Consider the following 12,499-nt stretch of genomic DNA (forward strand, 5'->3'; position numbering starts at 1 on the left):
CTCAACAGATATCATACATTGTCGAAATTTTGTCGAATAATATCATATAATGTAGAAAAATAATTGACAGGAAATGAATAGAACTTTAGAATTAGGTAGTAGCGTAATCATTACTATCATATAGAAGCGTACATAGCTTTTAGCAAGAATGATTATAAATGTGACTTCAAGGGAGGATGTACGATGATGAAAGCAACAGGCATAGTAAGAAAAGTGGATGAATTGGGACGTATCGTAATTCCTATTGAACTGCGTAGAACAATGGGAATCGACATAAAAGACCCGCTCGAGATTTTTGTAGACGCTGAAAAGATTATCCTTAGAAAATATGAGCCAACTTGTATCTTCTCCGGAAGCTCAGAAAACCTGATCAATTTCAAAGGTAAAATGGTAAGCAAAGATGTTCTTGATGAACTTATTGCAAGCTTTGATAGAGCATAATCCATATACCACATATGATTTCAAAAAAAAGAACCGGTATTACAAGCACAAGATGTGCATGTAATACTGGTTCTTTTTTTATGGTGTACTTTCGAAAGCGGGTTTTATTTAGACTCTAGCACACTTTGGATTTTTTTGATAAAAGCATCATATTGTACGAGGCCTAGCTCCATGCACAACTTCTGGTAGGAAGATAACTTGTAATCTAGCTGGTTCAACTTCTGTTCCAGATCGTCGTACATTGCCTGCTTTTCTATCAATGCTTGCCGAAGCAGATTATCTATGTTCTCTTTGTCCGTCTTTTCCCCAAAATACAGGTGCATAAAAAAGTCAGAACGCAGAACATCTTTTTCGGCTGGTGATTGTAGATAAGCGTGGAACTGATCCAAGCCGGCAGAGGTAATGGTGAATACATTTTTGTCGGGTTTGCCTTCCTGTCGCACAGATTCTTTAGTGATCAGATTCAGCTTTTCCATCTTGCTTAGGGTAGGATAGATCGTGCCATAGCTGGCATCGAAGAAAAATGAGAAGTATTCCTCGAAATGTCGTTTTATCTCGTAACCAGAATGAGGTTTTTCGCTTAAAATCCCCAGAATAACATCTTGTATGTTCATAAATCATTGCCGCTCCTTTCTTTCACTTCCTACCATATCACAACTGCATATCGCTCTCAATTTGAAATGGCATAGCCGGAGTGGCAAACTGTATAATTACGCATTTACTGGCACGGGCTCTTGTTCTCGTGAGATCCGAGTTTCTTTACGGAGGAAAGTGACAAGTACGCTTAATACAGCAATTGTTGCCCCAATACAGAGTAAATAGAACATATCCTTCCATACCCCGTTACCCCCGATAACCAGGTCGAGCATACCATTAACTGCATAGTAAGCGGGCGAAAAGGGACCGATCCAGTTATAAAAAGGTGAAAGCACATCGCGTGGAATAGTTGCTCCGGACGCTAACATTTGCATGGAGAGAAGCGCAATATTTAGCCAGCCGCCAGCATCCCCGAGGAGCAGCAGACTAAACTGAGCAAGGATCATACAGGAGAGAATTACCGTGAACTCGAACAGCCACATAAGCAGAAAGCCACGATTAGAGTGGATACCGAGTGAGTTAACCATGATAGTTCCCACTAGTGAGATAAGCACAGCCGTTCCACCCATTATGACAAATCGGGCTGCAAAGCGATTCCATTTACTGAATTGTCCAGACAAGTTGGAGGAAGCTTTATGGAGATTCATCGCGAGTAACATAGCACCGGTAAATGAGGCGGTAACGATCATTAAGGGTACCATAGTTTGTGCAAAATTAGTTGTAGGGTTAATGATTTCGACGTTGGCGGAAATGCGGCTGCTTGCAGCACTTTTGATGATCTCCGCTTGTGCCTGCGGCAGATTCATAGCATCCAAGGTGTGGCTTAGTGCTGAATTACTGCTTTGAGTGTTCATTGCTGCCGTGACTTTAAGTGCTACCGACTGCATCACATTGCTGACCATCTGCGGATTAGATTCATTTAAGAAGTAGTGGAGTTCAGTCTTTGCAGATGGATTACTGATCTGTCCAGTGAACCCTTGGGGAATATTGATAATCATGCGGATTTCTCTATGCTCAAGTGCTTCTTTTGCATTTTCTAGTTGGAGATCCTGTCTGGTTACGAACTGAAGTGATCCTGCAATCCCATCGACTATAGGCTGGGCATTTGTACCATCCTCATTAACAATAGCAATGGGCAGCTGATCTACCCGATCCGTTACATGATCGTACCCTGTAATCCAAATTAAGCTGAAAAAAACTTGGAACAACAGTGCAGTTATAATTCCAATGATGGTAGCAGGCTGCTTGAGGAAGCGCATGATTAATTGATTTGACATGGTTATTTCTCCTTTATATTTCAAGTTGTAATATTACAGATTGAAATATAGCATAACGAAATATAAACTGCAACAGAAAAAGTTAAGAGCATGGACATTACAAAGCGATTTCATATATCATAGGGCTTGTACTGGAAATATCGCACAGATGAATGTCTTACCTGAAGCAGAACAGAATGGGGAGGAACAACAGATGAGTAACGAAGTACATGGAACGGAACAAAACGTGGTTCATGCGAAATTGAACAAGCCAGAAGCGATTGTATTTGATATGGATGGAACATTGTTCCAGACTGAAAGTCTTTTATTGCCTGCATATCATAAAATGTTCGATATTTTGCGGGAAGAGGGACTATACGTAGGACCTACACCACCAGAAGAACGTATTCTAGGCTGCTTAGGGATGTTGCTGGCAGACATTTGGAAGAATGTTATGCCTGAAGCAGATGAAGCCGTGCACCGCCGGGCGGATGAATTGCTCCTGCAGCTGGAGATTGAAGGGCTTGAAGCCGGAGGCACACTACTGTATCCACAGGTGGTTGAGACACTGACAGCGCTTAAAGAGCGCGGAGTGAAGCTGTTTGTGGCTAGCAACGGGCTGGAGGATTACATTCATAGCATCGTTGTGGTGCATGAGCTTAAGGCGTTGTTCGAAGGCTTGTATAGTGCGGGAGGTCAAGGCACTGCGACTAAGACCGAGCTGCTACGTATTCTTTTGGATAATCATGGTATCAGCAGTGCCTGGATGGTTGGGGATCGTTCTTCTGATGTTCAGGCAGGTAAAGGAAATGGCCAGACCGTAATCGGCTGCGCCTATGCAGGCTTCGGACGTCAGGATGAGCTGAAGGGCTCTGATGTCATTATTACCTCCTTCGACGAATTGGTTGACTTATACGATAACGCAGCGATTAGTGAATAAGAACTTACGATGGGGAGTTTGCTTAGCTTACAAGCAAGCGCTTGATCACATAAGAGACAACCTTCTTGAAGAAGGTTGTCTTTTTATTGAAGTCAAAAAGATGGTGCTTCAGTTGAAAGAAATCGGTATCGTCGTCAGGCAGCAAAGATATATACATAAATAAAGGGAGTAATCCGATAAAACATGTTTTTAGTTATAGGTATAGTCTTTTCTATTGGTGGAGGACAGGCAATTCTTTATGTACTACTGGTTATTGGCTTATATCTTATCTTATTAATACAATTTATTCTGACTTTATATTATTTAATCAAAGTAAGAAATGAAATTTAAATAATATAAAGGGTTCTAAATGTTTTGCATGCCTAATATGTAAACCCTTTATGTTAAACTATCGTTCTCTGTTGGTTAAATTACCAATCGGATTCATTTACTTTAAAAGAAGTGATTCAATAAATGGCTCTATGTCAAAGGGTTCAGTCGTTGTTTCGTATCTACCGTATACATGACCGTTTCTATCGATTAAAAACTTTGAAAAATTCCACTTAACCCCATCTCCGGCATATATGTCCGGATACTTTTCCTGCAGAAAATCCTGCATCCATTTACCGCCTGATGTCTCAGTATCGAATCCTTGAAATGGTGCTTGCTGTGTTAGATATTGAAATAAAGGATGGGCAGACGGTCCCCTAACCTCAGCTTTCTCAAATAATGGAAACTTAACTCCAAAGTTGCTCTCACAATATTTATGTACTTCCGAGTTGCTTTCTGGCTCTTTCTCGTTGAATTGGTTACAAGGAAAACCAAGTATTTCAAACCCTTGCTCATGGTGAACTTCGTAAAGTTTTTGAAGATCAGGTAATTGGCGAGAATAGCTGCACCTACTGGCAGTGTTCAGAATAAGCAGAACTTTTCCACGATAAATGGACAATTCAACAGGCTCACCATGAATTGACTTTGCTTGAAAATCATAAATAGACATCAGACCATCCCTCCACGTAATTATTATAAATAACATAATAGCGCTATAGGCGTTTATTGGTCTAATATATAATAGGAATAATATTTATAGTATTAACCTATAACGAGTGTATCTCCAGTATAAAATGCCGCTTAAATTTTTATTTTTGCGCTTTTAACCAATGAGCAGTTTCCCTCTTATCCTTCAGGTTACTTTGAAAATAATTCTAAGAGTATCAGCAACGAAAATTCCCCAAACGTAATCATTTTGATTGAATTATCCTGCTCGCCGTCGTATTGATTCAAGGTTGGCCATTATACCGCTTTCATCACGGTGTTCGAAGGCCAAAAGAAGCGTGCTCCTTAATGGAGACACGCTTCTTGAGCTGTATGATAATTGCCGCGGCGGTGCTTACTGCTGCTTGGCGTACCATTCGGAAAATTGTTTTTGGTATTCAGCGATATATTTGTCTATTCCCGCTGCTTTTAGTCTGTCTAGCGCTTTGGGAAAGGCGGTGTCATAATCACTGAAGCCACTGCCGATCGGAGCGAGGTATTCAGTGAATACACCGTTCAGCTTCGTTTCTTCATTCTTGACGGGTGTATTGTCAAAGTTGAAGCCGGCACCTTTGGAAATGATGGCTCCATCGTCCCAAGCTTTATATTCTGCAATAAACTCGTCCGGTACCGTGTTGTCGAAACGCATGAAGTTTTTGTTCATCAGCAGCCAGTCGGGGATCAGCGAATCAGTGGTTATTTTGGTCAAACGCCCGTTTTCATCCAGCGTATAGTCTGTTCCTTCTATCCCGTAGGCGAACAAGTCGTACAGCTCCTGGTTTTTTTGCAGCAGATTGAAGAACATAATATAACGTTCAGGGTCTTTAGCTGCGGTGGAGACAAAAAAGGCGGTGCTGTAAGTGCCGCGGCTGATTTTTGGACGGCCGCTGCCGAGGAAATAGTTGACCAGTTTGGCATCAGGCACTGCTTGTGAGATGGTTGCTGCACCTTCGAATGGACGTGCTGCTGTGCCGGCCCAGAACATCGCTTTACCAGAGTTCCAGTCAGACTGCAGCTGTGGAACATTAGTGGCGGCATATTTCGGAATGATTCCTTTTTCATACCAGCCGTGCATAAGGTTCGCATAACTCTTGAACTCTTCGGTTTCAAACCAGCTAATAATTTGATCATCCTTCACAGACTCATCCAGGGCAATAAAATCATTTTGCCAATAGAGGTTTTTGTCCGTGTAATCATATTGTAGGAGTCTGCGTGCATCGGTGTTAGCGTACCCGATCAGTTCGGGATGAATGGCATGGACCTTATCATAGAACTGCTCTAGTTCTCCCAGTGAAGTGACCTGTGTCATGCCGGCTTCTTCAAGCAAATCCTGTCTAACTAGCGCACTGTAGAATTCCGCAGAATTCGGTTTGTTGCCGACGGGGATCGCATACTGCTTGCCTTCCAGCTGAAAGGCTTTGAAGGAGGCCTCGTCCACATTTTTACTCAAATCAGCGGCTGCATCGGCATACGGAGTGAGGTCGGCATAAAGCCCCTTTGCCACAGATTTTACCATGTAATTGGCATCTGTATAAGTTGCGAAGTCTTCTCCCGTAGACAGCATTAAATCAGTTTTACCGCCGCCATATTCGGTCCAAGGAAGAAACTGAAATTCAACCTCAGCATTGATTTCTTTCTTAATAGTGTCGTAGAACGATGTCTTCGCTAGTTCCTTCATCCGGTTGGACTCATCCCCGTACAGCACAATTTTCAATTTGGCAGGAGCCAAGGCGCTGCCGTCTTTACTACCGCTATCCGTAGAGGAAGAGGTACCTTCATTTCCAGTTCCAGAACTAGGGGGAGCGCTTTCATTGTTGCCCTGAGCACAGCCACTTACCAAGAACACCGCAGCGAGGAGCAAACTTAACCAACCTTTTTTCTTTTTCATGATGAACCCTCCTGAAATAGAATCATAATGTTTGAGGCATCTATTGCAAAGGCCGTGCTCCCTTAAGTCCCATTGTACATCAAGAAGTAGGGGAGCATAAACCCGGTGCAACCGAACATAATATGGCATCCTTGCTGGAAATTAGCCTTTGACTGAACCTACGATAATGCCTTTGACAAAAAAACGCTGGAGAAAAGGATATAATATGGCGATTGGCAAAACGGTCAGACAGGTCATTGCCATTTTGGCTGTCTCCAGTGGCGGTGCGATGATAGCTCCACCAACTTGAGCAGCATTGCCGGAAGCCAGGAACTGAATATTCGCCATCATGTTGTACATCAAATATTGGATCGTATAGAGATCCTGATCGGATACCAGCATTAGTGGCAAATAGAAGTCATTCCAGAATTGCAGTGCGTAAAAGAGCGAGATGGTGACCAGTCCGACACGGCCCAGCGGAATCATAATGCTGAAGAAGATCCGCAGATGTCCGGCACCATCGATTTGCGCAGATTCCACGATTTCATGCGGGATGCTGCGGAAATAGTTAGCCATGAGAAACATCAGAAAGACGCTTAGCACATAAGGGATGAACAGGCCGATGAGCGTATCGCCCAAATGATAATATTTGGTGCTAAGCAGATACCATGGCAGCGTTCCTCCGCTGAACAGCATTGTAAAATAGGCGAAGAAGGCGAAGAAATTTTTGAGCCGGAAGCTTTTAACGGAAATGACATAAGCGTAAGCGGTGGTCACCAATACGGCCGACACGGTACCCAGCACCGTAACGATCACCGACATGGAATACGCCCGCAGAATCTGCTGTGCCTTCGAGCCAAACAGGAATTCATAGGTTTCAAAGGTAAAGCCTCTGGGCCAGAACGAATAGCCTTCCGCGGCGATTCTGGATTCGGTAGATAATGAGCCGGATACTGCCAGAATAAACGGCGCTAGACAGATTACGGAAAATACGGCAATACAGATGTAAAAGAAAATGAGCAGGCCTTTGTTTTCGGTAGTTTGCATCTTATCAGTCTCCTAAAATAGTTTGCTGTCTTTGTCATACCAGCCGGCTAATTTGTTGGCCACCAGCACCAGAATGAAACCAAAGACGGATTGATAGAGCGTGATGGCTGAAGCAAAGCCGAATTCTCCGGAACGGATGGCTGTGCGGTATACATACACATCGATAATGTCGGTAGTCGGCAGAAGCAACGGATTCAGGAACGTTACCCCCATAATCATACTGAGATCGCCTTTCAGCATGCCCCCGATGCCCAGCAGCGTCATCAGAATGATCGACGGAATCAGCATGGGCACCGTAATTTTGGTGATAATCTGCCATCTGGAGGCACCATCGATTCTTGCAGCTTCATAATAGGAAGTGTCGATGCCTTGCAGCACCGCATAATAGATGATGGCGCCGTAACCAGCGCTTTTCCAGATATTCGCTAGCACGAGAATGATTACGAACAGCCAAGGGCTGGAATACCAGTCAACCTGGGAGAAGCCGAATGTCTGGAGCAACTGGTTCATAATGCCTTTGTCGTAATCCAGCAGGGAGAACAGAATGGCTCCGATAATAATCCAGGAAATAAAATACGGGAAAAACATGACGCTCTGCGTGATTTTGATAAACCATTTGCTGCGCAGCTCATTTAGAATAATGGCGATGGCCACTGAAAAAAACGTGCCGGTTAGCATATACAGCGCATTTAACATCACCGTGTTGCGTGTAGCCCTAAGAGAATCTTCCATACTAGAGAAGAAAAACTCGAAATTAGAGAAGCCGGCCCACGGGCTGCCGAAGATTCCGTCGTTGAAGTTGTAATTTTTAAAGACGAGAATCAGACCACTCATCGGCAGATAAGCAAAAAGAATTAGAATGACGATTCCCGGAAGAGCGAGCAAATAAAGCGAGCTGTCCTTCCTTAGGGATTTACGGAAGCTCTTGGCTTTGGCCGTCCTGATTCCCGGACTTGGCATTCCTTGTGTCTCCGATGTAGCCTCTTGCATCATTAACAGTCCACTCCTTTATACTAGCGTTGTCATTTCCGTCCCTTGTTTTAGGAGAACGATTTACATGAAAATCATAAATCCACCCGGAATGTAAACGCTATCATAATAAACGGAAAAAAGTTAAAAAAAGCGGAAAAGGGCAGCTTAAAAAAACGAAAAAGACAGAACTTTTTTGTTTTTAGGGTGCTCAAAAGCCTGATTTAAAGGGGGATTTCATAGTATAGGCCGGCGCGAGGGTTATTCATTGAAAGTCAAAAAGGGGATGTCTCCGGCTATGAAAATGCTGCCGGGACATCCCCTTTGTTCCTTACTTTTAGCGGGTCAATCAGGAAGATTCTGTTTCTGTAGAATATGATTCATTCTCCATTTAGAAGGTGTAACCCCATAACGCTTTTTGAACTGGGTTGTAAAATAGGTGCTGCTGTTGTAGCCCACTTTCTCGGCAATTTCCCGGATATCCAAGTCAAGCTCAGTGACTAATAACATCTGCGCCTGCTCCAGACGCAGCAGGTTAACGAAATCGGGAAAGCTGCAGTTTACTTCGTCGGCAATAAGTCTACTGAGATAAGCGGGACTTAGCGATAGCTTGTCAGCAAGGGCATTAAGGGAGAGCCTGGAGTCATCATAATGATCTCTGATATAACAAATGGCTTCACCAGCAATGCTCTTGGTCTGTACAGCGCTCATGCTGGCAATACGCTCGTGGGCGGTATAACAGCTGTCTACAATCCAATTCCATAGCTTGTCATAGCTTTGGATCTGCCAGATATGCTGGTAATTATCTAGAAAGCCGGAATGCTGGACGTCTGCATTAAGCTCAGCCGTGCGACTGAGTTCAAAGACCAGTCTCGATAAAGCGATGGTGGCAGGCTCGACGCGGTAACTGCAGGCTACTGCCAGCAATCTCTCCACTGCCTGCGGAATATGGTTCGAGAGTTCCGTCTGCTTAACGGCTTGCAGTACCGGTTCAAGGGCACTGTCGGGCATTGGGCTGCTGTTCAGGTGGATCGTATCATCGGCAAAGATGATGTTCTGCTGCACATGAAATTTAATATATTGCAGACTGTCCGCAGCCTCATTGTATTTAGCCCTCAGTAGGTTTAAATCATCCGTCAGCCCGCTGATTCCGAAGGCGCAGCAGGCTCCGGAAAGCTGTAGCTGAGCGGCGGTTTCTTCCCATTTACCGCGGTACAAAGCGTAATCGCCGAAGCTGCCGCTGTAAAGCTCACTCAGAATAAGTACAGCAGTGCCCTGATGCGGGCGGAAGGATTGAATGGCTGCAAGTTCACAGAAGGCATGTTCAATCTGTTGTATGTTTTCCTCAAAGGTATGCCGGAAGTCGGAGTCTTCAGGTTGTTCGGGCTCCAGAGCAGTCAGCACGCATACACAATATGCTCCCCCAGCAGCGGCTATGCTCATCAGGGGTGTGCCGCTGTTCTCCGGTGTTCTCTGCGGGGAAAGCAGCCACCGCATCAAGGCGCTATCATCGCTTTCTTTTTTTAGCTGCTCCAGCTTAACGCCAATCTGTTCGAGCTCCTGGCTTACGGTATCGAAATCGCCACCGGTTTTCAGCGCTTCTTCATTGCCAGATAGATGAGCGATATTGCCGAACAACCGGCCGATTGGCTTATACATCCGCCGTGAGATCAGGTTGGCGGTTATAGATGCGGCGGCAATCAAGGCCAAGCACAGGCCAGTCATCAGATTACGGGCATTGGAGATATCACGGATGCTATCCTTGTAGGAAGTCTCCGACACAAACCACAGCTTGTCCGCTGCAGAATATACATAGGTAATCAGCTGTGGCTCTTCACCTCCCTTATAGACAAAAGAGCCTCTTTCTGAGGTGGAGGACACCACCTGCTTTAACATGCCCTCTTCCAGAGGGATGTCAGATAATGCACTGTGCATGAGCACAGATGCTTTTCCGTCAAGCACAGCGTAACGGGTGGCTTCGCCTTCTTTTTGTGTAAACAGATTATTCTGCAGCTTTCCCAAATTGACGGTCAGTGCTACCGCACCATTATATTCGCTATCCGCAAACGCCCGGTCATTATAAAACACGGTGAGCAGGGTAATGGGGGTACCGTTATTCAAGGTTGCCTCCCACAGAAACGGTGATTCAACAATGATGTTATCCCGCATTCTCGAGAATAGCTCCAGCTTGGATTCAGGGCTTAGCGGAAGGTTTTCGAACATGGCAACAGGCTCATCCACTCCCATGATGTAGGCGTTCTCCATATATTGGTTCACAACCAATGCTCCGCGGATTTGGCTTAAGGCACTGTACAACTGGTCGCTCCAGCTGGTATCGCCATTCATCATGAGCGCGTTGATGTTTGGATTCCTATAGAAGTCCATAGCGTAGTTCTGGACGATCTCTTCATAGTTTGTAAAAACGGTTTCAGTATTCACCAGTACATTTTGGTTCGCCTTGTTGACATTATCTATCGTAATATTCCGGTACCAATAAAAGATCACTACAGCCAGTACTAGAATACAGCAAACTGAAATCGCGGTTAGGCTCATAAAAAAGCGGGAGTACAATTTCTTTCTTTTTCCCAAGCTGCTCACCCCTTCAGGTAAATCCTATTACACCCATTCTAGAGGGAAAAGCCATTCGCTGACAAGGAGTGAAATATGGGCAATATAGCATGAAAGTATAAAAATGAAGAAATAGAACATAGAAAATACAAGAAAGTTAAACTTATACGAACTATAATTGGTGGTGCTTACATTTGAATTGTTTTGAGGAGGATTACTTTTAATGAGAACATTCCACAATCCAGTGCTGCCGGGATTTTATCCTGACCCTTCCGCTATCCGTGTTGGTGAAGATTATTATCTTGTGACTTCAAGCTTTGAATTTTTCCCAGGCGTTCCTATCTTCCACAGCAAGGATCTGGTCAATTGGCGCCAGCTTGGCCATGTACTGGACCGCCCGTCCCAGCTCAATCTGGATCACTCGATTCCCTCCATGGGTATTTGGGCACCGACGCTCCGCTATCATGAGGGAGTTTTTTATATGATTACCACTTTTATTGACAATGACAAGAACCAGCATAATTTTTATGTAACAACAACCGATCCGGCCGGAGACTGGTCTGACCCTGTATGGTTGGAGGATGCACCCGGTATTGACTCCTCTTTGTTCTTCGATGAAGACGGCAAGGTGTATTATACCGGCAACCGTGTTCCGCCGGAAGGGCAGGCTTATCCGAAGCATATGGATATCTGGCTGCAGGAGATTGATCTCAGCCAAGGGAAGCTAATCGGTCCGAAGCAGAGTATTTGGCAAGGCGCACTCAAGGTAGCTCATGCGCAAGAGGGACCGCATATTTATAAGATCGGCGCTTGGTATTACGTGCTGATTGCCGAGGGCGGAACCGGGCATACTCATGCGATTACGATTGCCAGAAGCAAGAGTGTGACCGGTCCTTATGAGGGCCATAAAGCCAATCCGATTCTGACGCATCGCCATCTTGGCAGAGCGTATCCTATTGTTAATGTGGGTCATGGAGAGCTAGTGGAGACTCAGCATGGTGACTGGTGGATGTTCTGCTTGGCTTCACGAACCAGCGGTGGTTATTACCGCAATCTGGGACGTGAAACCTTCCTGACACCGGTAATCTGGGAGAATGAATGGCCTGTGGTCAATCCTGGCAAAGGAGTGCTGGAATTTGAGACGGAGGCTCCGGATTTGCCAGAGACAAAATGGCCGGAATTGCCTGCGCGCGATGAGTTTATAGGTAATGAGCTGGCACCGATCTGGAATTTCCTGCGGACACCGCGGGGTGAATTCTGGAGTCTTACCGACAAGCCTGGAGTTCTGCGGCTTCGCCTGAAGCCAGAACGGCTCTCGGAGATTGCCAATCCATCTTATATCGGTAGACGCCAGCAGCATTTGAGCTTCAGAGCGGCGACTGACATGACGTTTAGTCCCGCTGCAGAAGGGGAAGTAGCTGGTCTTGTTCTCCTCCAAAATGCGGATCACCACTTCCGTTATGAACTGGGGCTAGAGGCAGGCGAACGTGTATTACAGCTGATTCATCGGATGGGTGGCAGCGAGCAGCTGCTGGCGTCAGTGCCATATCTACAGGATCAGGTACAGCTTAAGGTGGAAGCCAGAGGACAAGAGTATAGCTTCTATTACAGAGCTTCTGAAGCCGCCAAGTGGACAGCCTTCTGTGAACGGACGGATGGCAGAGTGCTCAGCACCGATCTGGCCGGAGGATTCACAGGAGCATACCTCGGGATGTACACAAGCTCTCAAGGTGCAAAGAGCGAAAGCTATGCCGATTTCGACTGGTTTAGCTATGAAGGACTTGAGTAATAGGAGGAGGT

10 protein-coding genes are annotated in these 12,499 nt (G+C 45.2%); 3 read left to right on the top strand and 7 right to left on the bottom strand.

Annotation, left to right across the window (positions count from 1 at the left end):
- Window positions 1-183: 183 nt before the first annotated feature.
- Window positions 184-441 (top strand): AbrB/MazE/SpoVT family DNA-binding domain-containing protein, encoded by a 258-nt coding sequence (locus MKY14_RS00070; RefSeq protein ID WP_036684015.1) that lies wholly within the window; start codon window positions 184-186, stop codon window positions 439-441.
- 104 nt (window positions 442-545) lie between these two features.
- On the opposite strand, the gene MKY14_RS00075 is transcribed toward MKY14_RS00070, so the two are convergent.
- Window positions 546-1,055: a PadR family transcriptional regulator gene (locus MKY14_RS00075; protein ID WP_036684013.1), complete on the bottom strand. Its 510-nt coding sequence runs from the start codon at window positions 1,053-1,055 to the stop codon at window positions 546-548.
- A 96-nt stretch (window positions 1,056-1,151) separates the two neighbouring features.
- Window positions 1,152-2,315 carry a YhgE/Pip domain-containing protein gene (locus MKY14_RS00080; RefSeq protein ID WP_076124849.1) on the bottom strand — a complete coding sequence of 388 codons (1,164 nt, stop codon included), beginning with the start codon at window positions 2,313-2,315 and terminating at the stop codon, window positions 1,152-1,154.
- 193 nt (window positions 2,316-2,508) lie between these two features.
- Between MKY14_RS00080 and MKY14_RS00085 the strand changes: the two genes are divergently transcribed.
- On the top strand, window positions 2,509-3,234 hold the full coding sequence (locus MKY14_RS00085; protein WP_076184256.1) for an HAD family hydrolase: 726 nt from the start codon (window positions 2,509-2,511) through the stop codon (window positions 3,232-3,234).
- Window positions 3,235-3,661: 427 nt separating this feature from the next.
- Here MKY14_RS00085 and MKY14_RS00090 read toward each other — a convergent pair whose 3' ends face one another.
- The 5 genes from MKY14_RS00090 to MKY14_RS00110 all read right to left on the bottom strand — a co-directional run bounded on the left by MKY14_RS00090 (window position 3,662) and on the right by MKY14_RS00110 (window position 10,720).
- A complete protein-coding gene (locus tag MKY14_RS00090; RefSeq protein WP_340975450.1) occupies window positions 3,662-4,213 on the bottom strand; it encodes a glutathione peroxidase in 552 nt (183 codons plus the stop codon).
- Between the two features lie 390 nt (window positions 4,214-4,603).
- A complete protein-coding gene (locus tag MKY14_RS00095; RefSeq protein WP_076184258.1) occupies window positions 4,604-6,136 on the bottom strand; it encodes a DUF3502 domain-containing protein in 1,533 nt (510 codons plus the stop codon).
- A gap of 141 nt (window positions 6,137-6,277) precedes the next feature.
- Window positions 6,278-7,162, bottom strand: coding sequence for a carbohydrate ABC transporter permease (locus MKY14_RS00100; protein WP_038569639.1), 885 nt, complete (start codon window positions 7,160-7,162; stop codon window positions 6,278-6,280).
- 12 nt (window positions 7,163-7,174) lie between these two features.
- Window positions 7,175-8,155, bottom strand: coding sequence for an ABC transporter permease (locus MKY14_RS00105; protein ID WP_051491306.1), 981 nt, complete (start codon window positions 8,153-8,155; stop codon window positions 7,175-7,177).
- Window positions 8,156-8,476: 321 nt separating this feature from the next.
- The gene (locus tag MKY14_RS00110; protein ID WP_340975451.1) at window positions 8,477-10,720 is read right to left on the bottom strand and encodes an AraC family transcriptional regulator; all 2,244 of its coding nucleotides are present in this window, start codon (window positions 10,718-10,720) and stop codon (window positions 8,477-8,479) included.
- Window positions 10,721-10,922: 202 nt separating this feature from the next.
- Here MKY14_RS00110 and MKY14_RS00115 point away from each other — a divergent pair, with 202 nt between their 5' ends.
- A complete protein-coding gene (locus MKY14_RS00115; protein ID WP_076304371.1) occupies window positions 10,923-12,488 on the top strand; it encodes a glycoside hydrolase family 43 protein in 1,566 nt (521 codons plus the stop codon).
- Window positions 12,489-12,499 lie beyond the last annotated feature (11 nt).

Source organism: Paenibacillus sp. FSL R5-0887 (assembly GCF_038002305.1).
GTDB lineage: Bacteria > Bacillota > Bacilli > Paenibacillales > Paenibacillaceae > Paenibacillus_AQ > Paenibacillus_AQ odorifer.